This is a genomic window from Lacticaseibacillus rhamnosus (assembly GCF_900636965.1).
Taxonomy (GTDB): Bacteria; Bacillota; Bacilli; order Lactobacillales; family Lactobacillaceae; genus Lacticaseibacillus; species Lacticaseibacillus rhamnosus.
Genome location: NZ_LR134331.1, coordinates 1,652,099 through 1,676,602 on the forward strand (window position 1 = coordinate 1,652,099; position 24,504 = coordinate 1,676,602).

Consider the following 24,504-nt stretch of genomic DNA (forward strand, 5'->3'; position numbering starts at 1 on the left):
ATTCTAAATCTCACTTTTTAAGACGGGCCAAAGCCGCCTTAGCTGCAGCTTGTTCCGCTGCTTTTTTGTTCTTGCCAAACCCCGTGCCCAAAACGCGGCCTTCAACTTCAACATCAACGTGAAATTGACGCTCATGCGCGGGTCCTTTTTCGTCTAACAGGTGATAAACAATCGCGACGTCACCATTTTGCTGCAAAGTTTCCTGCAAGGCTGTTTTATGATCCTGATCGGCCGAAAACTCACCCGCATCGATTTTAGGGAAAATAATCTGCTTGGCAAACTTAATATTAGCTTCCCGCCCTTGATCGAGGTACAAGGCGCCGTTAAAAGCTTCAAACAAATCCTCAAGCAGCGTCAACCGTTGTCGGGCACCGGCTTTTTCCTCGCCTTTACCTAATTTAATATAACGATCAAAATGAGCTTCTTTTGAAAAAGCGGAAAATGCCGCGGTTTGAACTGCTGCTGCTCGGATTCGGGTCAAGTCGCCTTCCGGTTTATCCGGAAATTTGCGATATAAATAGTCTGAAACCGTTAATTCGAGCACGGCATCACCTAAAAATTCAAGTCGTTCGTTATCTTTTAGTCCTAATTCTTTATGTTCATTGACATACGAAGAATGCGTGAATGCTTCATCCAGTAAGCTGAGATCATGAAACTCAATCCCATAGCGTTGACGCAATTCGCTCACAAACTCTGAGGCAACCATGAAGAGCCCTCCTTTTTATCGCACTATCTAATTATACTAGAGCGCACCAAAAAAGACACCTGCGATTGCAGATGCCTTAATGGTTTAACTTTTAAACCGAATTACTTTGTTGCACGGCTATTACTTGTAACCGTCATTTTACTCCAGTTCAGGTACTTCGCTGAAGCATAGTCAACACTCGCATTCTTCACACGTTTATTAACAGGGAAGATTTCCTGACGATAAAGCGTAGGGATGACAAATGCTTCATCGTTAGCATATTTCTGCCATGCCTTCAAAGCCTTAGCACGGTAGGCAGGATCCATTGCTTTTTGACTATCAATATCATTCAGCAACTTGGTGTTTTTAGCAGAAACGAACCGAGTGTAGTTAAACGGTGCTTTCTGTGAGAACAAGTCCATTGGTGAAGGATCAGAAGAGAGGCTCCAAGCAGCAGCATAAACATCAATACCCTTGGAATCATTTTGAACCTTGTCATAGAAGGAATTAAACTCGATTGGACGACCGGTTGTCAGCTTGACGCGCAGACCGATCTTCTTCCACTGCTGGATATAATCCTGTGCCAATGGTTGCGCCGTTGAACCGCCAGCCATGGTTGCAAAGTAAATCGTTAACTTCTTGCCTTTAGGATCGGTTCGATAGCCATCTTTGCCCTTCTTATAACCTGCTTTATCCAGCAAGCTATTAGCCTTGTCAATGTTCAAATCATAGCCATCGATATCAGCGTGAACATCTTTACCAAAAACAGGTGGGATCAATGTCGTTGCACGAGACCGCGTACCGTTATAGAACTTGGCCGCGACTTGATCGTTGTTCAACGCATAGCCCATTGCCTGACGAAGACTCTTGTTGGCCATCTTCGAATTTGGATCATAAACGTTTTCGCTCTTCTTATCATCCCATTTACCGAGTTTGAAACCAAGGTAATTATAAGCAAGGCTTTGATGACCCAGATTCGTGTAACCACTAATGTTCTTCCAGTCACTATAACTGTCGGAAGGCATGCCATAAACGATATCATACTTGTGGTTCTTTAAAGCTGAGGTGATTGAAGCAGATGAAACATTTTCAAATGTAATCTTTGAAAGACTCGGCTTGCCCTTCCAATAGTATTGGTTCGGTGTGTATTCAACGCTTTGTCCAGCGACAACTTTACTGATCTTATAAGGACCAAAGAACAATGGTTGTTTACGAACCTTATCACTGGATTCCAGTTTGTCAAACGCAACATCATGTAAGTAATGATATGGCGCAGCACTTTCAAGGAAGTACCCGTTCCCAGAAGTGTTAAATGACGGCTTCATCTGCTTAAAGTGAATCACCATGGTATTACCATTATCACCCTTAGGCATCGTTAAACCAGAAATAGTATCCGCTTTGCCGTCATGATACTCGGTCAACCCCTCAATATTCTGAAGCGACTCGGTGTACCGCTGACTCTTAGTCGCTTTGTTAGCCATGATTTCATAAGCATAAACCAAATCACGGGCAACAACCGGCTGACCATCCGACCACTTAACATTTGGTTTGATAGTCACCGTGATTGTTTTCGCACTGTTATCTTGCTTGAGAGTCGCAGCACCCTGATTGTTAAACTTAAAGGTACTGTTGGTGCCAAACAAAGACTCAGCTGCAGGTGTCATGTAATCATAATCGTATTGATCAGTGTACAACTCTTCGTTAAAGACCCCCTTAAATGGAGAGTCATTGACGACAGCCACATTGACATTACCGCCTTTGATTGCCTTTGCAGTGTTATTATAAGAAACTGGGAACTTCACACTCTTATTAGCTGTACTTGAGCTGGAGTTCGAGCTCTTATTGCCACAGGCTACCAAGGTGATTGATAAAGCGGTAGCGAGCGTGATCATTCCGAGCACAGAACGCTTTTTCATACTTTTTCCCCCTTCCGCGTCGTCATCGCGATATGTAGCGAAGCAACGCTTCATGTGAGTTAAATGATAGCATAATTAGAACAAAATAACCAATGTTTCGTCATATTTTTTACATTTTTTCTTCAAAAAAAAGAGCCACTCTGATTTCTCTGAGTAGCTCTTCATTATTTTCAGGAAATTGTCAATGTTTCAACCACGCCGTTGCCGCGAATCGGCTGCCCGTCGCATCGCTTGACCGACAAAATTAATTGATAACGACAAAGTTAACAGAACCAATACTGCTGGAAACCAAACCCACCAGCGATTAAAAATCAAATCCGGGTTTGACGCGTATCCAATCAGTGTCCCTAAACTAGGAGTTTCCATGGGCAAACCAAAGCCCAAGAAAGACAACGCCGTTTCGATCCCGATGGAACTGGCAATTGTCAGCGTCAAGTCCGTAATAATCAAAGAACTGATATTTGGCAAGACACCGGTAAACATAATTTTAAGATTCGATGTCCCTGACGTTTTTGACGCCATAACATATTCACTTCGCGCTTCAGACAACACTAGTGACCGCATTAATCGCGTTGTCGTCATCCAATAAAAGGCCGCCATGATGAGAATAATGGTGATGACGTTGTATTGCGGAATAATAGTAACCAAAACAATGATGACCAATAAAGATGGAATGATCATCATAAAGTCAACAAACCGCATGATGACAGCATCAACCAGGCCGCCAAAGTACCCGGAGATTGTTCCCAGCACAACCCCGACAAACTCAATAATCAAAGCAACCGAAATCCCGATGGTAATCGAGTTACGGGCAGCGAAGAAAAGATATTTGAACATATCGCGTCCGCCTTCATCGGTACCGAGAATATAGCCGCCTGTCCCCGGAGCCATGTACCGATCCAAAATGTTGACCTCAGTAGCGCCACCAACATTAAAGAGCATCGAGCCAATAAACGCAGCAAGTATAATCGTTACAGCGAGAAAAAGCGAAACCACAGCAACTTTATCTTTTCGGAATTCATTCAGAATCACCTTGAAGTTAGAAGGTGATTGTTCAATTTTGGTGGTATCTGTCGCCACCTCATTCGCATTATTTTGCATAAGCTTTCCCCACCTTCTATTCAATCCGAATCCGCGGATCCACGATACTCATGATGATATCAGATAACAAATTACCAAGTAACGTCAAGAATCCGAATAGCAACACTAACGATATAACGACCGGATAGTCACGGCTGGTCATAGATGATACAAAAAGCTGTCCCATTCCCGGATAACTAAAGACCGTTTCCAAAATAACCGACCCGCCAAGTAACATCGTGATTTGGTTACCCATAAACGCCGCAATCGGCAATAAGGAATTACGCAAAATATGTTTATTGAAGATAACGCGGTCTGGAACCCCTTTTGATCTTGCGGTTCGAACAAAATCCTGATGGGTGTTATCAATAACGCCGGTCCGCAGATACTGAATCGTACTCGATGTCGTGATAATCCCGGAAACCAGCGCAGGTAAAATCATATGATATATCCGATCCCAGACATAGCCCAAAGTACCGGGATTATAAGTGGACGACACGCTACCACCGGTCGGGAACCACTGAAGGAAGAACCCGAAGAAAATAAGGCCCAAAAGATAGAAAACAAACGGCGGAACCGCCATCAAGATGAAGGAAGCAATCGAGATAGCAGAGTCGCGTTTGCTTCCTTCATAACGACCTGCAATCACGCCTGCAGGGATTGCAATGACGTATAGAATGACGGTTGATAACAAAGCCAGCCAAAACGTGTTCGCCGCACGTTCGCCGATCAAACCAGTCACCGAACGTTTGTAAACAAAACTTTGACCTAAATCACCATGGAACATATTACCGATCCACTTCACATACTGAATGTACCATGGATCATTTAATCCATACTGTTGCCGTAATGCCGCCATCTGAGCAGCACTTTGTCCTTGCGAAAAATTACCTGCCAATGGATCGCCCGGCATCATTTTGGATAGGACAAAGACTAACACACTCAGTAAAATCAACTGCGGGATCATGATTAAGATCCGGCGTAGAATTGTTTTCCACATTAATCATGCACTCCCTTCATGGATGAATCTGGCAGCGCAACGTAATGTGTATCGGAAATCTTCTGGAGATCCAAAACGCGGCCTTCTTTGGAATAATATTTAGATTCTTCTTCTTTGAAAATGCGTTCCACTTCCCGGCGATGTTCCTTGTTTTGCGCACGATCATCAGGATTAACATCCGGAATGGCTGACAAAAGACGCTTGGTATAAATATGTTGCGGGTGCTGATAAATGTCTTCCCGAGTACCGATTTCGACAAAGCGACCACGATGCATAATCGCCATCTTCTTACACATATGCTTAACAACGCCTAAGTCATGGGAAATGAACAAGTAAGAAATATTATATTCTTCCTGAATCCGCTTCATGAAGTTGAGAACTTGAGCTTGAACCGACAAATCTAGCGCTGATACCGGTTCATCGGCAATAATCAGCTTAGGATTCGTTGCCATCGCCCGAGCAACACCGATTCGTTGCCGCTGTCCACCAGAAAACTCATGAGGGTATTTATACAATGCATCGCTTGGCATGCCGACAATATCAAGTAGTTCCTGAACCCGATGCCGTTCCTCATCTTTAGTCAAATTCTGGAAATTACGAATCGGCTCGGCGATAATGTCCTCAATTCGTTTGCGCGGATTTAAACTAGACAAGGAGTCCTGAAAAATCATCTGCACGTCTTTATTATATTGCAGCCGTTTTCGCACGCTGCGTTTGGTAATATCTTCACCTTTGTAGATAATCGATCCGGAAGTAACCGGTTCAAGCCCGACAATCGCTTTACCAGTGGTTGACTTACCCGAGCCCGATTCGCCGATTAAGCCATATGTTTCGCCTTGCTCAATATCGAAATTGATACCATCAACGGCTAACACATGATCAGTTACACGATTAAAAAAACCCGAACGGATCGGATAGTGGATTTTTAAATTTTTTACCTCAATCATTGCCATTATTACTCACCTTTTCCAGCCGCTTGTTTGTCATCCGGGAAATAGAAGTCCTTGTAGCAAGTACACTGAACAAAATGATCCGGTGCGACTTCATGCATGGTCGGATGTTCTTCGTGTGCCGATTCCGGAATCCATGGAATTCGAGGAGCAAAGCGGCATCCTTCCATCTGCATATTCTTCAGTGACGGCACCACGCCTTGGATCACGTGCAATTCGTCATCATCAGAATCCGCTTGAGGCATGGAGCGCAAAAGACTGCGCGTATACGGGTGAGTCGGGTGCTTGAAAACATCCATCACCGAGCCGCTTTCGACAATCTGCCCGGCATACATCACGGCAACTCGATCAGCCGTTTCTGCCACCACACCTAAATCATGGGTAATTAAAATAATGCCTGAATGCATTTCCCGCTGAATATCTTCAAGCAGATCAAGAATTTGAGCCTGAATCGTCACGTCCAATGCGGTGGTTGGTTCATCAGCAATGATAATCGGCGGCTTGCAGGCAATCGCAATTGCAATGACAATCCGCTGACGCATCCCGCCGGACAGTTCATGCGGATAGGAGCGTGCTGTCCGCTCCGGATTAGGAATGCCGACTTGACTCAGCAATTCCAAAACCCGTTGTTCGCGTTGTTCCTTGTTCATCTTGGTGTGGTAGACAAGCGTCTCTTCAATCTGCTCGCCAATACGCATCAATGGGTTCAAAGCAGCCAAGGGATCCTGGAAAATCATGCCAATATCTTTACCACGAATTCGATCAAAAAGCGTTTCGTTTAAGCCAACTAGGTTTAGGTTATTGTACAAAATATCACCAGTGACCTTTGTGTTACGTGGATCATGCAGGCCAATGATACTGGTTGCCAAGGTACTCTTACCAGAACCCGACTCACCTACGATCGCCAAAATCTCATCTTTTCGTAACGTGATGCTGACATCATCGACAGCATCGTAAAAAGCATCTCCAAGTCTGAATCCGGTGTGCAAATGTTGCACATCCAATAATAAGTCTTCAGGTTTATCCAAGCGAACTCCTCCTTTGCGCCCTAAACGCAAGATTAAAACAAGATGAGATTTTCGAAATAATTGTCTCTAAGTATAAAGAAATTATAGTAGTTATGCAAGCGAAAATTGCGTTCCTGCGCGATTTATCCGTGAATTCTCCCGAAAAGCCCCTTCATGTTTTGCTTACAAGAACATGCTTGCTTGACGAAAAGAAAAAAGGCTTAGAAGTCATTTTAAAGGCTCATTTTGCAGTTTTGGAACGCCTTCAGGCAAAATAAAAAAGCCGCCATGAATGACAGCTCTTTGTACATTATTTTTGATGCGCCTTGATATAATCGACGGCATCTTGAACTGTCTTGATATTTTCTGCATCGTCATCCGGAATTTCTGAACCAAAGGCATCCTCTAGTTCCAAAACGAATTCCACAATGTCAATCGAATCTGCATCAAGATCTTCTTTAAAGTTCAAACTCGGGCTGATCTTATCAGGACTTAGTTGAAAGTGATCCTGAATCAAGCCGGCAATCTTTTGATAAATTTCGTCTTCACTCATACTGCTCCTCCATTCATCTGCCAATTCAGTTTACTTGTTTGCTCAAAGAATGTCTACGCTTTCTCAGTAGTTTTCGCTTCGACAATTTCCGGGTGGGCATCAAAGTAATCGGCAAGTTTAGCAACGGTGCCGTTTTTAACCATCGTTGCTGTTTGCAATAACGTGTAGTAGACGGTGTCGGCATCAGCAGCGCCATGGGCTTTAATTAAGGGTGCTTTGAGACCCAGCAAAACTGCCCCTCCATATGACGAAATATCAAATGTTTTGGCCATGGATTTCAGATTGTTTTTCAGGAACAAACCGCCTAATTTGCCGGAAACGCCGCCGTCATAAATCGCGCCCTTTAGCATATGCATGACCGTGCGTACGGTGCCTTCGATCGCTTTTAAGGTCGCATTTCCAGTAAAGCCATCGGTCACCACCACGTCAGCCGGGCCGTTCAAAATGTTACTGGATTCAACATTCCCGACAAAGTTAATCCCCGGAGCGGCGGCCAAAAGATCATGCGCCTCCTGATGCAACTTATCGCCTTTGTTTGCCTCCGTACCGTTATTGAGCAGGCCAACGCGCGGATTGGCCACGCCCCGCACGTCTTTGGCATAGTAGCTACCCATAATGGCATATTGCAATAGATGATACGGACGGTTTTCGGCATTGGCGCCAACATCGAGCATGACAAAGCCTTTTCCATCGACTGTCGGCAGCGTTGGCAGCAAGCCCGGACGTTCAATGGCGCGGATTCGACCGATGATAAACAGTCCGGCTGCAAGCAGCGCCCCGGTGGATCCGAGCGAAACCATCGCCGCTGCTTCACCTTGTTTGACTGCCTGAGCTGCCAGCACCATCGAGGCTTGTTTCTTTCGGCGAATGGCGCGCACCGGTTCATCATCACTATTGATTTTTTCGGCAGTGTGAATAATCGTTAGCCGATCTTGATTGTGAATCAGCGGCTTAATCTTAGCTTCATCACCGTAAAGCAGGAATTCTAAATTGGCATCATGGTCACGCGCTTTTTCAACGCCGGCAATCACAACTTCGGGGGCATGATCGCCGCCCATTGCATCTACTGCAATTTTCATGGAGTTTATCGGTCCTTTCGAGTTTAATCCAAACTGCCTTGCATCATGCGACTCGCAGCTAAGTATGCCGCTAACGGTTGATGCTCCGGTGCCAGCAAGTGAGGATCAGTTTTAAAAATTTTAGCAACAATCTGTTGAGCCACTTCCAGAGTCGGAAAGTCTCCGACCGGATCGGCCACTTTAAATTCCGGCAAGCCTGATTGCTTATCACCAAAAATATCACCGGAACCACGCATTTCCAAGTCTTTTTGAGCTAATAAAAAGCCGTCATTGGTCTTGGTCATGATTTGCATTCGTGCAATCCCCTGTTCATTTTTTGGATCGGCAATCAACAAACATTGGGCGGCCTTATTGCCACGCCCTACTCGACCCCTGAGCTGATGCAGTTGGGATAAGCCAAAACGATCAGCGTCAAAAATCGCCATCACCGTTGCGTTCGGCACATCCACGCCCACTTCGACAACGGTTGTGGAAACTAACACTGCAATGTCGCCATGGCTAAAAGCGCGCATGATTTGATCTTTCTCATCCGGCTTCATTTTGCCGTGAAGCAAGGCAACTTGCCCCACATCCCCCACGGCTTTTTGCATATCCGCAAAGAGCTGCTCGGCGTTTTGCAAATCGACCTTTTCAGATTCGGCAATCAGCGGCGTGATGGCAAAAACCTGACTGCCGGCTTGCACCTGACTGCGAATCAGTCGATAAACCTGTCCTACCTGATTCTTACGCAGCCAAGTGGTCGTAATCGGCTTCCGTCCGGCGGGTAGTTCGTCAATCGTTGAAACGTCCATTTCACCATAAGCCGTGATTGCTAACGTTCGCGGAATGGGCGTCGCTGTCATTGACAGGAGATCCGGCTTTTGCCCTTTCTCCTGCAGAATTTTTCGTTGGTTAACCCCAAAACGGTGCTGTTCATCAATGACAACTAAGCCAAGCGCTTTAAAATCAACGCCTTTTTGAATCAAAGCATGCGTGCCAATGATTAAATTCAAGGTGCCATCGCGCAATTCTGCCAACATTTCCCGCCGTTTTTTTGCCGTGGTCGATCCTGTTAGCAATCCCAACTTGACAGGAAAATCAGCAAATAATGCCTCCAGTTTGGCAAAATGCTGTTCTGCAAGCACTTCAGTGGGTACCATCAGTGCTGCTTGATAGCCCGCAGTCACCGCAGCGTATAAAACGATGGCGGCAACAATGGTTTTCCCGCTACCGACATCTCCTTGTAATAGGCGATTCATGTGATTGGGTCGGCGCATATCGGCACAGATTTCGTTAACCACACGCTTTTGGGCATTCGTCAGCGAAAATGGCAAGGTTGCAATCAACGCCCGCAACGCCTGGTTATCATACGGAATCGCCAGGCCGTTATTGGCATTGTCGTTCAACTGTTTCAACGCCTGAATCTGTAGCTGAAACAGGAAGAACTCCCGGAAAACACCGCTGCGCCGGGCTGCTTTGGCTTCCTGCTGCGTATCCGGAAAATGCATGCCATGGACCAGTTGTTCGTCAGACATCAGACGATAGTGCGCGCGGATACTAGCCGGAATCAAGTCATGGATATTTTGATGATCCCGTGCCCACGCCGCCTTGATTAGCTCCAGCAAGGTGCCCATACGAACATTTTTATTCACCGTATAAATCGCCGCCATTGACGGTTGATCCTGAGACTGAGTCGCCAGAATCTTCATCCCGGTAAGACTGCGCCGCTGAGCATCCCACTTACCAAAAACCGCAGCTTCATCGCCCATTTGGAACCGATCTTTTAACCATGGCTGATTATAGAAGGTCACCAAAATCACGCTGCGTTCGACTTGCAATTTAACGTTCACCCGGCTGCGATGCGGACCAAAGCGGCTGATAACCGGATCAGCCACCACGACACCTTTAATCGTCAGTTTTTCCTGATCAGCTGCCTCAGCAAGATCTTTGACTTTAAGATCGTCGTAGCGAAACGGAAAATAAAAAAGGACGTCGCCCACGGTATGAATACCGAGACTGGCCAATCCTTCTTCTCGTTTTGGCCCTACACCAGGTAAAACCCGAACCGGATCCGTGAGCGCCATCTTCTACCTCCTTTCGCGTTGATGCCTTGACCTCATCACGGCATAGATTTTCTGTCAGTCTCGTAAAAAAGTGCCCCGCATGCGGGACACCTTGACAAGTGAGGCAAACGCTTTATTCAACCGAAACAAAATAAGGATAAACCGGTTGATCCCCTTGATGAATTTCAAATTCAAGGTCTGGGTGCTGATCGCCCACCGCAGCCGCAATTGCTTTGGCTTCGCTTTGGCTGGCATCTGCCCCAACAATAATGGTGACGATTTCACTGTCAGCGTTAATCATCTTATTCACCATCGCAATCGCCGCAACTTCACGATTCTGATCGGTCACACTGATCGTTCCGTCAATGATACCCATCCAGTCGTGGTTCTTAATAGCAAGTCCATTGATGGTCGTATCCCGAATAGCCTGGGTGATGGAACCACTGACAACATTTGGCAATTGCGCGGTCATTTCACTTTGATTCGTCGCCAAATCGGCATCCGGATTATAGCCAAGCATCGCGGTCATGCCTTGGTTAATCGTCTTACTTTTGACAACGGCCACTTCAACATCTGTGGCGGCCTTGGCTGCGGCTTCAGCGGCCATGAAAATATTACCGTTATTCGGTAGCACGATAACATGCTTGGCATGGGCTGACTTGACCGCATCCAAAATATCATTGGTGCTTGGATTCATTGTCTGACCACCGTTAAGCACATACGTGACGCCTAAACTCTTGAATAGCTCACCAAGCCCCTGTCCGGCTGCAATGGCAACCACGCCCATTTCAGCTAACGGTTGCGTATCGGCCTTAGCATCCAAAGCCCCTTCACGTTCGATGATACTTTCTTGTTGCAAACGCATGTTATCGACTTTGATCTTTAACAGATCGCCAAACTGTTGCCCGTATCGAAAAACCGTTCCTGGATGTTCGGTATGGACATGCACTTTAACGACTTCTTCATCGGCCACGACCAGCGTTGAATCACCCAAAGTATTCAGGTAATTACGGAATGGTTCGTAATCAAAGTGTTTAAACTGATCGCCATGACCTAGCTCGACCATCATTTCGGTACAGTAGCCGTACACGATATCAGCCGGATCAAGTTGGGTCTGAGCGCTTTGATGATGCACGGCGTTGATCATTTCCGTCATTTCTTCATCGGTCACATCATGTACATCTGAACTGATTTCACCGGACAAGCCTTCACGGAAACCTTCATAAATGAAAACCAATCCTTGACCGCCTGAATCAACCACCCCGACTTCTTTTAATACCGCAAGAAGATCGGGAGTTTTGGCTAAAGCACGTTTGGCGCCTTTAACCACCGCGGTCATCACGACTAAAGCATCGTCCGAGCCGTTAGCCGCCTTCAGCCCCGCTTTGGCTGCTTCACGCGCAACCGTCAAGATCGTGCCTTCGACCGGCTTCATGACCGCTTTGTAGGCAGTCTCCACCCCGTGGGCAAAAGCATCGGCCAAATCCTGTGCGCTCAGATTCTTCTTACCTTCAACGCTTTTGGCGAATCCTCGGAAAAGCTGCGAACTGATCACGCCCGAATTACCACGAGCACCCATCAGCAAGCCTTTCCCGAGACGTTTAGCCAGCGCACCGACAGCGTCTTCATTTGACTCCAATACTGCTTTGGCACCGGTCTGAAAAGTCAGATTCATGTTAGTTCCGGTATCACCATCCGGAACCGGAAAAACGTTTAGTGAATTCACAAATTCAGCATTTTTATTAATACGATGTGCGGCTACCCGGATCATGTCCTGGAATTTAGTCGCCGTAATTTCGGTTACTGCCACGAAACATCCTCCTCGAAGAACTTCATTATCTGATCACCGTCGCAAAACGGTGCGTTAACGTCAGTCGCCTAATACCTTGACGCCTTGGACGATGACGGTCACTTCATCGGTTGTGACCCCCAACATCGTTTCGAGGTTGTATTTTACTTTGTCTTGGACATTTCGGCAAACTTCGGATATTTTGGTGCCATAACTGACAATGATATTCACTTCGATTTTCACGCCATTGTCGGTTTGGCGTACCACAACACCGCGCGCATAATTCTCGCGCTTCAAAATATCATTGAGATTATCCCGGATCTGGTTACGACTGGCCATCCCGACAATGCCATAGATTGACGTTGCCGCACCGCCAACCACTGTTGCAATGACACTATTGGAAATGTCGATAATCCCATATTTGGTTTTGATCTTGACCGCCATGCTGTATCCTCCTAGCCATTCACGATGCTATTTTCACCGCATACAATTCTAACAGATAGTTTAGCATAGGGAAGAAGTCATTAAAAGCGCGCACGATTCGAAACCACGGTCGACTAAGCTAATCATGCTGCCTGTCATTGCTTCCCTGATGACCTGACACAAAAAGATCCTGACAATGAAGGATGCATCACATTCATTGTCAGGATCTTTTTAATCGTTATGGGATCAAACCCGGGTCACTTTACCTGATTTAAGGGCACGTGCAGAAACCCATACCCGCTTTGGTTTACCATCAACAAGGATCCGAACCTTGTGCAGGTTGGCTTTCCATTGGCGCCGGCTTGAATTCAAAGCGTGAGAACGCTTGTTGCCAAACGTGGTATGACGACCAGTAATAACATCTTTAGCCACAATATGACCTCCTTTTTTTCAAGGTCACCCTCGAATTTTTCACTCAACTAACTTATCATAGGCCCGCGGTGAATGCAAGAAGTTTTGCAAAGTAAAAATACTTGACAGGCTTAAAACAACAGCTCAATCTGCTCTTTTTTCCGACCTTACCGCGTTAATTATCGACTTTTTGTCCGCGGCGATCGCGGCTATAGACAATCGCAACGACACCCTTTGTCCAGCTCACCGTAAATGGTTTAGTCCCGACAAATTCATTGGAAGCCCACGAAAATGGCGAAGCATTGTCCCACGCCTTTAACGGGTACTTGGCGCCAGTAATCGTCAAGTCGGTGATAGGGGTTAAATTGACAACTGCCACATAGCGATAACCTGGCAGCGGTTGAATTTCATGGACACCCGGGGCATAGTAATCGACCCGATTCTGCACATCCAAAAGGTGAATGCGTTCAATCGCGGGTAGAAATCGCGACTGGAGCGGCAAAAACAAATTGGACAAGAAATGATCCAGTCGCCCACCGGTTGCCCCCAGTATGATCACGTCACCAGTCGAAAAACATTGTAAAGCAGCTTTGACGGCGAGCTCTGTGTCGGTATCATCTTTTTCTGAAGGGACTTGCTGAATTTTCTTGACGTGTTCACGGACGTCGCGTAACTCGCTCAAGGTTAATGAGTCAAAATCGCCAACTGCCAGATCCGGCTGAATGCCCGCTTCAACAAGATGCAAGGTTCCCCGATCGACGCCAATCCATACCCCCAGCAACTGTTGCCAGTCAGTCGGTAAATCATCATGCGGGCCGCCAGCCATGATATTGATAGTTGTCATTGAACCGCCTCACGTAAAGACGAGATGGCCGCACCGACATCACTGGCACTAAAGACGTATGAACCGGCCACAAAAATATCGGTCCCCGCATCTGCTGCAGCTTTCACGGTTTTGGCATTAATGCCGCCGTCTACTTCAATATCAAAATGCAACCCGCGATCCTGGCGCAATTGATGCAATCGGGCAACTTTATCCACCATGGCAGTCAAAAACTTCTGGCCGCCAAATCCCGGATTAACGGTCATGACCAATACCTGATCGACAAGCGGTAAAACTTCTTCCAAACTGCTTAAAGGCGTGCCCGGATTCACCACGACCCCCGCACGAACCCCGGTCGCTGCGATATGCTGAAGAACGCCATATAAGTGATCAGTCGCTTCCTCATGCACCAAAATCGTATCGGCTCCGGCTTCGGCAAAGGCAGGCGCCCACGCTGCTGGATCACTGACCATTAGATGAACCTCTAACGGTAAGTTGGTAACCGGGCGTAATGCCTGCACGACTAATGGACCAAATGTCAGATTAGCGACAAAATGACCGTCCATAACATCAACATGCAGCAAGTCGGCACCTGCCTGCTCCACTTTTTCAACATCACGGGCTAAATGAGCAAAGTCGGCGCTTAGAATCGACGGGGCAATTTTCATGAGAATCCCTCCATTTTAAAAGATGAACTACTTTTTCTTATACACTGGGCGCTTGCCACTTAATTCTTCTCGAAACTGTAAATAATTTTCATAGCGACTGGCCATGATCTTTCCGGCATCCAATGCGGCTTTGACGGCACATTGCGGCTCGCTGACATGCTGACAGCCCCGGAATTTACAGTGCGGGGCCAAGGCAACAAATTCAGGAAAGCGATCCCGCAAGTCATCAAGCGTCACGTCCAACAAACCGAGTGAGGAAAACCCCGGCGTGTCAGCAACTAGCCCGCCATGAATCGGATATAGATCGGTTGTGCGCGTGGTATGCTTACCGCGATTTAACGCCCGACTAATGGTTCCGGTAGCCAAATCCAACCCCGGCACCAAATGATTGATCAAGGTCGACTTCCCTGCACCGGTTTGACCCGTAAAAATAGTCAGCTTGTCAGCAAAACTAGCCTGAACTTGATTCAACGTGGCAGGATCAAAGGCTGCTTCGGGCATGAAAACCGCATATCCAATAGCCTGATAACCGGCTAAAGCTTCTTCAATTTGCTTCAACAGCCGATCAGGCGCCAAGTCGGTTTTGGTGAGGTAAATTTCGGCATGAATCGCATGCCCTTCCAGATAAACCAAAAACCGATCGAGCAGATTCAACGAAAAATCCGGTTCAACGGCTGAGACAATCAACAAAGCCTGATCCACATTGGCTACTGGTGGGCGCACCAACGCATTGTGCCGTGGCAGCAGCCGCAACAAATAGCCTTCATCATCACCTTGACCCGGCTGAAATACGGCAAAATCGCCAACTAGTGGCGTGATCTTGTCATTCCGCAGGCTTCCGCGACCACGAGTGCGATAAATTGCACCATCAACTGCAAGATCATAATACCCGCTGATTTGTTTGATAATTCTTCCGGTTAATTCTTCACTCATTGTGTAATATTGTACTCCTGTGCGACAACGGTGCCATCTCGTACCACCCGATAACTACCCGGATACGTCTTGTTGACTTGCAAGGTAATGGTGACCTGATTATCCGCGGTAATATTAAACGTCTTGTCAACCGAGTCAATGTTATGTGTCTTATCGCCGATGAACACCTGAACCCCGTTTGGCGTCGGTCCACTGCTGCTAGCACTGCCACTACTGCTTCCGCTGCCACTGGTTGTGCTAGATGATGCTGGCGCCTGATAAGGAATTGAAATGGTTTTGGTAACGGTTTTGAGTTCATCAGGATCCGGGCCTTGAGAAATCGTCACATTGACCGTATCGCCTGCGTGAACCTGCGTGCCAGCAGCCGGATTCTGGCTAATTACCATGCCGGTATCAACGGTGTCGGAATGACTCTGAGCAATCACAATCTTAAGTCCGACCTCATTTGCGTAGTCACGCAGACTCTTTTCCGTATAACCGGTAAGATCCCGCAGTGCAAAGGCCGTATTGACTTTCTTAATCGGCTCTGCAACATCAAACGTAATCGTGGTTTTACTTGCAATGACTTTTTTGCCGGGTTTAATGCTTTGTGCCGTGATTTTTCCGGCTGCGACCGAATTTGTTCGAACCACTTTTTCCTTGACGGTAACACCGCGTTTTTGCAAATCGGATTTTGCATCCGTATAATCCTGACCGACATAATTATCCAAGGTAATGCGCGGCTGTCCGCGACTCAGTATCAGATCAACCGCCGATCCTTCTTTGACACTGACCTGCCGCTTAGGACTAGAGTCTATAACCAGATCCCTATCGACTTTGGTTGAGTAAGTATAGCGATACTTTCCGACCTTCAATCGCGAACTGGTTAGTGCCGTTTTGGCTTGCGTCTTGGTCATCCCGCGCAAATCAGGTACCGTCACATCGGCTTTTTGATTGGCCGTCACCAATCCAATTCCTACCAGTATTAACATCACGATCAAGGCGCTCAGGCCGATCATCAACCATCGCCGTCGTTTCTTCTTAGCCTGGCCATCTGGTGAGTGGTGTTCAGCAGGTTGGTTTGCGTGATCGTCATCATCATGCGGTGGCTTGGGGCCGTTGGGAATGACCGGTACAATGCGCGTCTCATCCAAATCATCTTTTGGAATCACATACTTGGCTTCGTGAGCCCGGGCAGGACTGAGTGCCGTGCTGAGATCGCTTGCCATGGCATCGGCACTTGTATACCGATTAGCCGGATTCTTCGCCGTGGCTTTAAAAACAACATTCTCCAGTGCCTGAGGAATATGGGGATCAAAAGCGCGCACGGATGGAATTTCTTCTTGAAAATGTTTCAACGCAATCGAAACCGCCGAGTCGCCTTCAAACGGCACCGAACCGGTTAACATTTCAAATAAAATAATACCAAGTGCATAAATATCGCTTTGCCGTGTGGGCATACTGCCGCGTGCCTGCTCCGGTGATAAGTAATGGACAGAGCCTAACAGAGAGTTGGTCATCGTCATTGAATTTTCCGATAACGCTACCGCAATGCCAAAATCGGTAATCTTGGCGTTACCATCCGGATCAATCAAAATATTTTGCGGTTTTAAATCACGATGGATAATATTGTGGTCATGCGCGGTCTGAACGGCTGACAAGATCTGTTCCATCATATCGACAACGCGTTGATAAGGAATCGGGAAGTGTTCAACGATATAGTGTTTCAAATCAGAGCCTTTGACATACTCCATCACCAAAAACTGCTGGCCGTGACTTTCACCCACATCATAAATCGACACAATATTGGGATGGACCAATTCACTTGTCGCCATGGCTTCACGCTGAAATCGGCGCACCGTATCCGGGTCATTTTGAAGATCAAGCCGTAAAACTTTGACCGCAACATCACGGTCAAGGATCAGATCGCGTGCCAAATAAACGTTGGCCATACCGCCTTCGCCTAACGTTTTGATGAGCTTATAGCGTTCATTTAAAATCGTCCCCGGCTCGATCATGACGGTTCCCTCCGATCCTGATGAATGATCAAAGCAGTGATATTGTCCGGACCCCCGGCAGCATTAGCCCGTAGAATTAGCTCCTGGGCCTTGCTTCCAATTGGCATATCCTGACGTAAAACTGCCGCAATGGCTTCATTATCGACCATATTCGTTAACCCATCCGAGCACAGCAGCAAATAATCATCAAATTCCATATCATAAATTGTCACATCTGCGTCAACATCGCTGCTAACTCCCAGCGAACGGGTGATCACGTTGCGTTGGGGAAAACGTTTGGCTTCTTCAGGGGTTAATTCACCATGTTTGACCAATTCGTTAACCAAACTATGATCCTCGGTAATCTGAACCAGATGCCCGTTGCGATATAAATACCCGCGCGAATCCCCGATATTGGCAACGACAAAACGGGTACCGCTAATGATCACTGCTACAACCGTTGTACCCATACCAGATAAGTCAGTATATTGTTTAGCCTTTTGCAGAATCATGTCATTTTCCTGCTGCAACTCAAAAATAAGCCAGCGGACGATGGACTCAATCTCGGCAGTGTCGGTTTTTTCAAAAGCATAGCCGAGATGGGAGACGGCCATTTCACTCGCCACGTCCCCGCCGCGATGGCCTCCCATTCCATCAGCCACTAAAGCAAGCGTGGCCTCAGACTGATTCTTAAAGATGCCAACATAATCCTGGTTATTTGGCCGGCGCCGACCAATATCGGTGCGATAAGCAAACTCCATACATACCCCTCATTTACGGCGAATCAGACTGGCGATGAAAAAGCCATCGGTATCATAATCGTCGGGAAATAATTGCAAAGCTGGTGCGCCATGCGTTTTGGCAAGTGGTTTTAGCGTCAAAACAGGTACCTGTTCGAACTCGGGATGCGTTGCTAAGAAGTGGGCCACCACATCCTGATTTTCCTCTTTTACCATTGTACATGTACTATACGTCAAGCGGCCACCGATTTTTAAAGTAGGTGCAACACTATCGAGAATCGCCAACTGAATTTTTTGCAGGTGTTGCAAGTCTTCAGGCTGTTTTGTGTACTTGATCTCGGGTTTACGCCGAATGAGCCCTAACCCGGAACAAGGTGCATCTACTAAAATTTTATCGAAAGACTCAGCAGCAAAGTTAGCCGCAACCTGACGCGCATCCATCACCTGTGCCGCCACGCGATCATCAAGGTCTAACCGCTTAGCATTTTGTTGAATCAAGCGGACTTTATTGGCGTGCAGATCCAAGGCAGTGACCCGCCCGCCTTGGTCAGGATCCAGATACTGGGCAATGTGCGTGGTTTTGCCGCCAGGAGCTGCACACGCATCAAGAACCTGATCGCCTGGTTGTACATCCAGACTCGGCGCCACAAGCATCGAGCTTTCATCCTGCATGGTATACAGACCGTCCGCAAATTCCCGGGTGCCAGCTAAATGACCGCCCGGCGCAACTAGGCCAACTGGCGTGAGCGGACTTTCTTTTAACGCTGGAAATTGAGGCTGCAACGCCTTCAACAAAGCTGCCGCCGTTGTTTTCGTTGTGTTGACGCGAATCGAAGCATGGGCCGGCTGGTTAATGGCTGCTAGAATCTTGGCGGTCTTTGTCTCGCCTAGCTGTGCTTGCAGCTTTTTTACCAGCCAAACCGGCGTACTGCTGGTAATCGCCAAGCGTTGAATCGGATCAGCAATTGTCATCGGATCGGGGTAACCACTGCGCTGTGCCTGCCGTAAAACACCGGTCACAAATTTAGCCACCCCTTGATGGCCTAATTTTTTAGCGATTTCCGTACTGTCAAAGAAAACCGCTCGTGCCGGCACCTTATCTAAATACTGCAGCTGATACACTGACGTCTGCAACAGACAACGCACCCAAGTATCTAATTGTCGTGTTTTAACAAACGGCGCCAAAAGATAATCCAGCGTCAATTGGTGCTGAATCACGCCATAGACAATGTTTGTCAGTAAACCGGCGTCACGCGAATCCAGCTGATATTTGGTGATCACGTGATCGAGCGTCAGGTTGGAATAGCCGCCTTTACCCATGACGCGGGTTAAGGTTTGAACGGCTAACAGTCGCGGATTATTCGGGGTCATCGGTGATCACCTGCTGTCCCACGGTTAAATCGCGGCCAGGGCCGTTCAAATAGTCCGCAATATGCTGTTTGCTTTTCCCGGCTGGCTGGAGCTCATCAATTTGAAAGGTACTCTGTTTGCCCGCCGCGATGACGAGTTGATGCTTGCTGCGTGCGACCACGCTGCCAGCAGGCAAGTTTGTGGTCGCAGTTAATGGTGTGATGGCCCAAAGCTTGGTTCGTTGGCCGTTCATATAAACATACCCGCCGACTTCTGGCCGCAAACCACGTACCCATTGATCCAATGCTCGCGCCGACAAGTGAATATCAAGGTGCTCCTGCTCTTTGGTGATGGTCGGGGCAAACGTGACTTTCTCGGGATCCTGTGGTGTACGGATGGCGGTTTGGTCAATAATCTTCGGCAAGGTTGCCAATAACAAATCACGGCCCAATAAAGATAACTTTGCAAACACAGTGCCAGTATCGTCTTGGCGGGTTAACGGCAACTTCGCCTGCGCAAACATATCGCCAGCATCCATCTTCTTAACCATTTCGATAATGGTGACGCCGGTTTCAGCATCCCCGTTGATAATGCTGTACTGAATCGGTGCCCCACCGCGATACTTCGGCAGCAACGAACCATGGACATTCACAGCAGCAATTTTGGCTGCTTGTAAAAATTTGGTCGGCAAAAATTGCCCGTACGCCGCCGTCACAATAAGATCCGGCGCTAAGGCAATCGCCTGCGCCAGCTCAGGACTGCCGCTAAGCTTTTCTGGCTGTAAAACCGGAATGTTATGAGCGACAGCTGCTTGCTTGACCGGGCTTGCGGCCAGTTTCTGCTTACGGCCGACTTTACGATCCGGCTGCGTCATCACTGCCACCACGTCATAATGCTGGGCAATGAGGCCTTCAAGGATCGGGACGGCAAAATCAGGTGTTCCTAGAAAAATTACTGAAGTCATGTTTTCCTCCAAACGATCGATTCGATATGATGCGTGATACCCTTCGTTGACAACAACTTCAAACAAATGATAGCGGTTCGGGATCAATGGTTACCTGAAATCCTTGCCGGCTGCTTTGTTGCGTTTCTTCAAGAATATGTTGCAAGGTTTTGGCTAAGGCCGGTTCATGTTTATATTTTAAAACGATCTGATAAATATAGCGATTCTTCAAGCGTGCAATCGGTCCGGGCGTTGGTCCAAGCATGATTACCTGATCAGACAACTGTGCGCGCAGTTCTTTGGCCAAGGAAAAAATTGCCTTCGCTGCCTGCGTTTCATCTGGATGACTAACTCCAATCTTAGTTGAAAAGAAATATGGTGGATAGTTGCCTTGGTGGCGCACCGCCATCTCCTGGCGAAAGAAGCCTTCGTAATCCTGACGTTTGGCGTACTGAATGGCGTAATGATCCGGATTAAACGTCTGCACAAACACTTCGCCGGGTTTATCGGCCCGCCCAGCTCGGCCACTTACCTGAGTCAGCAATTGGAACGTCTTTTCACTGGCTCGGAAGTCCGGTAATCCCAGTGACGTATCGGCATTAATGACGCCAACCAAAGTGACATCAGGAAAGTCCAACCCTTTAGCAATCATCTGAGTGCCGAGTAAAATATCGGCTTGATGAGCGCCAAATGCATTCAAAATTCGGGCATGTCCCCCTTTTCGCCGCGTGGTATCAACATCCATACGTAAAATGCGTGCGTTTGGGAGTAACGTCTGCAATTGGGCCTCGACTTTTTGGGTGCCGGTGCCATAATAGCGAATCTTGTCCGATCCACACTGCGGACAGCGATGCGGAATTGCTTCTTCATGGCCGCAGTAGTGACATTTTAGCGTGTGCGTATCCATGTGCAACGTTAGACTGATGTCACAGTTAGGACACTTTGCAACGTAACCGCAATCGCGACACATTACAAAACTGGAGTATCCGCGCCGATTTAGCAGCAAGACGCTTTGTTCATGCCGCTCCAGACGCACCTTCAACGCATCTAACAACGGCGCCGAAAAGTCTTCTTGAGCCCCCTGCGCAAACGCTTCACGCATATCGACAATGTGCACCGGTGGCAATGGCTGATCGTTAATCCGCTGCGGCAAACGTAAAAGCGTGTATACGCCTTTTTCCGCCCGCGCACGGGATTCCAACGATGGCGTGGCCGATCCTAATACAACCGGCGCGTGATGAATCTGTGCGCGCTTCAGTAAGACATCGCGAGCATGGTAACGCGGTACCGAATCCTGCTTATAGCTGGTTTCGTGTTCCTCGTCCATGATGAACACGCCGATATGCCTGAGCGGTGCAAACGCAGCTGAACGCGCACCGACAACCACTTGCGCCTCGCCACGGGCAATGCGTCGCCATTCATCATATTTTTCGCCATCAGACAGGCCGGAATGCATGACGGCAACATGCATCCCGAAGCGTCCCTTAACCCGATCAACCATCTGGGGCGTCAAAGCAATTTCGGGCACCAGCATGAGCGCGGTTTGCCCCGCCGCCAGCACCTGCGCAATCACCTGTAGATAGACTTCGGTTTTACCTGATCCCGTCACCCCTTCAAGTAAGAAAGTTTTCGGCTCTTTTGCTTTCACGGCTTGATTGATCGTGTCCACAATCTTTTTTTGATCGGCCGTTAATGGTAAGGGTTGCGTTAACGGTTGATGCCGAAGTTGCGGATAAGGATCGCGGTAGGTTTCATGGGCTTCTAATTTCAACCAGCCTTTCGCCGCGGCCTGATTAATCGTTGCTTTTGTTAACTTAGTGTGATGTTCCACATCCGTCAGCAATGGTCGTTCATGTTTGGCCGCCCAGGTTCCGATCAGGTCAAGCAATTGCAATTGTTTCACGGCATTTTTGCGTGTTTGTTGCTTTTCTGCGGCAACTTGCTCAGCTGACAATTGGGGAATGAGGTAGAAAACCTGTTTAACCCGGGCGCGATCTTTTTTAACGTAAGAAATGGCCACTTTTTCAGCCTGTGCCAGTTTCATCAAAGCAACCTGATCCTCATCAGAAAGCGTGTTGAAGGCGACGCTATCCGCCTGACCAAAATAGCGGGCTTGCTCCTCAGCCGACAATGCAATCGGTTCGGCAATTTTAACCGCATCAATTTTTAACATGGTTGGTAACATGGTTTGCATGCAGGCAATCCAAAAAGAATAAGTGGTTTCTGCCAGCCATTTCGATAGCGCCAGCATTTCCTGATTCAAGACCGGCGCGGGATCTAAAACATCCAGCAGCGGCTTGAGTTCACCGGCATACTCGCTTTGATCGGAAAGTGCGACAACCATCCCGCTGACTTTCCGCGCTCCTTTTCCAAACTGAACCCAAACACGCATCCCGGGTTGAAGCGCGCCATCGAGTCGTGGTGGCACAAGATAATCAAATGGCCGGTCTGTTTGCATGGTCGGAACATCCACAATCACTTTGGCAATGGTTGCCAAGCGCTCACCCCTTTTGTTTCGGTAACATCCTTGTTAATTGCTCAATTAAAGCCACGGCGACTTTTTGCTTCGTCATTTCCGGCAGCGTCACCGGTGGCTGATCAGGCCGCAAAAAAGTGACCGTATCCGTATCGGCATTAAACCCATGGGTCGCATCGACTGGATTGGCAACGATCATGTCGGCCTTTTTTTTCGTCAGTTTGGTTTGGGCATTGGCTAACAAATCATTGGTTTCTGCGGCAAAACCGATGACTACCTGATGGGTTTTCTTTTGCCCCAATGTCGCCAGAATATCCGGATTCTGGACCAAGGTCAACGTCAAGCCGCTGTTAGCATCGACTTTTTTTATTTTGTGGTCGCTAATCGTCGGCGCGCGATAATCTGCAACCGCCGCCGCCATAATAACTGCATCGGCATCCGGAAAATCCGCCAAAATTGCATCGGCCATTGATTGGGCACTGGTCACCGGCTTCACGGTCACCCCAGGGACAACAGGCAGCTCTCTAGTGGTCACTAAAGTCACCGCTGCACCAGCACCAGCCGCGGCGTTGGCAATGGCGGTGCCCATTTTACCTGATGAGTCATTCGTTAAATAGCGCACCGGATCTAGTCGTTCTTTTGTCCCACCGGCCGAGACAATGATACGCCGGCCTTTTAACCGCGGCTCGGCAAGGTTTTCAAGAAACAGCGCAATCTGATCCGGTTCAGGCATCCGTCCGACTCCGGTATAACCCTCAGCCAATTGTCCGGTAGCAGGTGGCAGCAGACGATAGCCTTGTCTGCTAATCAGCCGCGCAATATTACGCTGCGTTTGTGGATTTTGCCACATTTGATCGTTCATAGCCGGGACCATTAATTTAGGGGCAGTCATTGCTAGCAGCGTCGTGGTAACAACGTTGTCAGCTAAACCGGCCGCTAGCTTTGCCAAGGTATTGGCGGTTGCCGGCACAACGACCCCCAAATCCGCCCAGTGTGCTAAAGCAACATGCGCCACGTGTTCCGGATGATCAAACTCATGTCCGTCCGTCAACACAGCATGTTTACTAACAATGGCCAACGTTTCAGGAGTCACGAACTTCTGCGCACTGGCCGTCATCGCAACTCGGACGTCATACCCGGCTTTGACTAACGCGCGCACCAACAGTGGTATTTTATATGCCGCAATCCCGCCAGTAACAAACAAGGCAATATGTTGCTTTTTCATGAGGCACCCCTCTTACATTTCGTAGTAGCTTTATTATAGCAAACGTGAGCCAAGTTTCCGGTCATGGCGATTAAACCAACTCGGCAAACGCATATCCATTAATGGTCCCAAAAATATTGCCATAAAAAAAGAGCAACCGGTTGTTCTGCTTACCGTTGCCCCTTACTTCAATGGTTTGTCTTTTAATCCTTAATCTTTGTGATCGAGTTTTTCGGCATCCCGTTCAAGCATCTTTGATTTTGGATCAATAATCACGTCGCCAGCAGCAATTTCTTCAAGCGCTTTGCCGACACTCTTATCTGATTTATAATCGGATAACATTTTCAAATCGCCCGCTTCAAGTTCATGTGCACGCTTGGCTGCCAAAACAGCAAGTGAATAACGTGAGGGCACCTTTTCCAATAACTTGTCAATTGAAGGATAAATAATCATGTG

22 protein-coding genes are annotated in these 24,504 nt (G+C 47.8%); all 22 read right to left on the reverse strand.

The window, feature by feature from the left end; translation table 11 throughout:
- Positions 1-10 precede the first annotated feature (10 nt).
- The 22 genes from rnc to rpoZ all read right to left on the reverse strand — a co-directional run bounded on the left by rnc (position 11) and on the right by rpoZ (position 24,501).
- Positions 11-706, reverse strand: a complete 696-nt coding sequence (gene rnc, locus EL173_RS08435; RefSeq protein WP_005711658.1) for a ribonuclease III — start codon at positions 704-706, stop codon at positions 11-13.
- 101 nt (positions 707-807) lie between these two features.
- Complete coding sequence (locus EL173_RS08440) at positions 808-2,601, reverse strand: oligopeptide ABC transporter substrate-binding protein (RefSeq protein WP_005713965.1); 1,794 nt, start codon at positions 2,599-2,601, stop codon at positions 808-810.
- Between the two features lie 189 nt (positions 2,602-2,790).
- Positions 2,791-3,702 carry an ABC transporter permease gene (locus EL173_RS08445; protein ID WP_005684355.1) on the reverse strand — a complete coding sequence of 304 codons (912 nt, stop codon included), beginning with the start codon at positions 3,700-3,702 and terminating at the stop codon, positions 2,791-2,793.
- 16 nt (positions 3,703-3,718) lie between these two features.
- Positions 3,719-4,681 (reverse strand): oligopeptide ABC transporter permease, encoded by a 963-nt coding sequence (gene opp4B, locus EL173_RS08450; protein ID WP_005684356.1) that lies wholly within the window; start codon positions 4,679-4,681, stop codon positions 3,719-3,721.
- Positions 4,681-5,634, reverse strand: coding sequence for an ABC transporter ATP-binding protein (locus tag EL173_RS08455; protein WP_005689643.1), 954 nt, complete (start codon positions 5,632-5,634; stop codon positions 4,681-4,683). The genes opp4B and EL173_RS08455 overlap by 1 nt, the downstream gene beginning before the upstream one ends.
- A 2-nt stretch (positions 5,635-5,636) precedes the next feature.
- On the reverse strand, positions 5,637-6,659 hold the full coding sequence (locus EL173_RS08460) for an ABC transporter ATP-binding protein (protein ID WP_005684358.1): 1,023 nt from the start codon (positions 6,657-6,659) through the stop codon (positions 5,637-5,639).
- A gap of 289 nt (positions 6,660-6,948) precedes the next feature.
- Complete coding sequence (acpP, locus tag EL173_RS08465) at positions 6,949-7,191, reverse strand: acyl carrier protein (RefSeq protein ID WP_005684360.1); 243 nt, start codon at positions 7,189-7,191, stop codon at positions 6,949-6,951.
- Between the two features lie 53 nt (positions 7,192-7,244).
- Positions 7,245-8,270 carry a phosphate acyltransferase PlsX gene (gene plsX, locus EL173_RS08470; RefSeq protein ID WP_005689647.1) on the reverse strand — a complete coding sequence of 342 codons (1,026 nt, stop codon included), beginning with the start codon at positions 8,268-8,270 and terminating at the stop codon, positions 7,245-7,247.
- Between the two features lie 23 nt (positions 8,271-8,293).
- On the reverse strand, positions 8,294-10,333 hold the full coding sequence (gene recG, locus EL173_RS08475) for an ATP-dependent DNA helicase RecG (protein WP_005689650.1): 2,040 nt from the start codon (positions 10,331-10,333) through the stop codon (positions 8,294-8,296).
- A gap of 112 nt (positions 10,334-10,445) precedes the next feature.
- Complete coding sequence (locus EL173_RS08480; protein WP_005689652.1) at positions 10,446-12,122, reverse strand: DAK2 domain-containing protein; 1,677 nt, start codon at positions 12,120-12,122, stop codon at positions 10,446-10,448.
- A gap of 60 nt (positions 12,123-12,182) precedes the next feature.
- Entirely contained in the window at positions 12,183-12,545 is a 363-nt protein-coding gene (locus EL173_RS08485) for an Asp23/Gls24 family envelope stress response protein (protein ID WP_005684366.1), read from the reverse strand.
- Between the two features lie 225 nt (positions 12,546-12,770).
- A complete protein-coding gene (rpmB, locus tag EL173_RS08490; RefSeq protein WP_005684367.1) occupies positions 12,771-12,956 on the reverse strand; it encodes a 50S ribosomal protein L28 in 186 nt (61 codons plus the stop codon).
- Between the two features lie 154 nt (positions 12,957-13,110).
- Positions 13,111-13,779: a thiamine diphosphokinase gene (locus EL173_RS08495; protein WP_005689654.1), complete on the reverse strand. Its 669-nt coding sequence runs from the start codon at positions 13,777-13,779 to the stop codon at positions 13,111-13,113.
- Positions 13,776-14,426, reverse strand: coding sequence for a ribulose-phosphate 3-epimerase (rpe, locus tag EL173_RS08500; RefSeq protein WP_005689656.1), 651 nt, complete (start codon positions 14,424-14,426; stop codon positions 13,776-13,778). Before rpe ends, EL173_RS08495 begins: the two co-directional genes overlap by 4 nt.
- A 27-nt stretch (positions 14,427-14,453) precedes the next feature.
- On the reverse strand, positions 14,454-15,359 hold the full coding sequence (gene rsgA / locus EL173_RS08505) for a ribosome small subunit-dependent GTPase A (RefSeq protein ID WP_005689657.1): 906 nt from the start codon (positions 15,357-15,359) through the stop codon (positions 14,454-14,456).
- Positions 15,356-17,356 carry a Stk1 family PASTA domain-containing Ser/Thr kinase gene (gene pknB / locus EL173_RS08510; RefSeq protein WP_015764492.1) on the reverse strand — a complete coding sequence of 667 codons (2,001 nt, stop codon included), beginning with the start codon at positions 17,354-17,356 and terminating at the stop codon, positions 15,356-15,358. Before pknB ends, rsgA begins: the two co-directional genes overlap by 4 nt.
- Positions 17,353-18,096, reverse strand: coding sequence for a Stp1/IreP family PP2C-type Ser/Thr phosphatase (locus EL173_RS08515; RefSeq protein ID WP_005689659.1), 744 nt, complete (start codon positions 18,094-18,096; stop codon positions 17,353-17,355). Before EL173_RS08515 ends, pknB begins: the two co-directional genes overlap by 4 nt.
- 9 nt (positions 18,097-18,105) lie before the next feature.
- On the reverse strand, positions 18,106-19,446 hold the full coding sequence (gene rsmB / locus EL173_RS08520) for a 16S rRNA (cytosine(967)-C(5))-methyltransferase RsmB (protein ID WP_005689660.1): 1,341 nt from the start codon (positions 19,444-19,446) through the stop codon (positions 18,106-18,108).
- Positions 19,433-20,389: a methionyl-tRNA formyltransferase gene (gene fmt / locus EL173_RS08525; RefSeq protein WP_014571373.1), complete on the reverse strand. Its 957-nt coding sequence runs from the start codon at positions 20,387-20,389 to the stop codon at positions 19,433-19,435. Before fmt ends, rsmB begins: the two co-directional genes overlap by 14 nt.
- A 58-nt stretch (positions 20,390-20,447) precedes the next feature.
- Positions 20,448-22,865: a primosomal protein N' gene (priA, locus tag EL173_RS08530; RefSeq protein WP_005689662.1), complete on the reverse strand. Its 2,418-nt coding sequence runs from the start codon at positions 22,863-22,865 to the stop codon at positions 20,448-20,450.
- Positions 22,866-22,869: 4 nt separating this feature from the next.
- Positions 22,870-24,069 (reverse strand): bifunctional phosphopantothenoylcysteine decarboxylase/phosphopantothenate--cysteine ligase CoaBC, encoded by a 1,200-nt coding sequence (gene coaBC / locus EL173_RS08535; protein ID WP_014571374.1) that lies wholly within the window; start codon positions 24,067-24,069, stop codon positions 22,870-22,872.
- A gap of 189 nt (positions 24,070-24,258) precedes the next feature.
- Positions 24,259-24,501 (reverse strand): DNA-directed RNA polymerase subunit omega, encoded by a 243-nt coding sequence (gene rpoZ / locus EL173_RS08540; RefSeq protein ID WP_005684379.1) that lies wholly within the window; start codon positions 24,499-24,501, stop codon positions 24,259-24,261.
- Between the last annotated feature and the right edge of the window lie 3 nt (positions 24,502-24,504).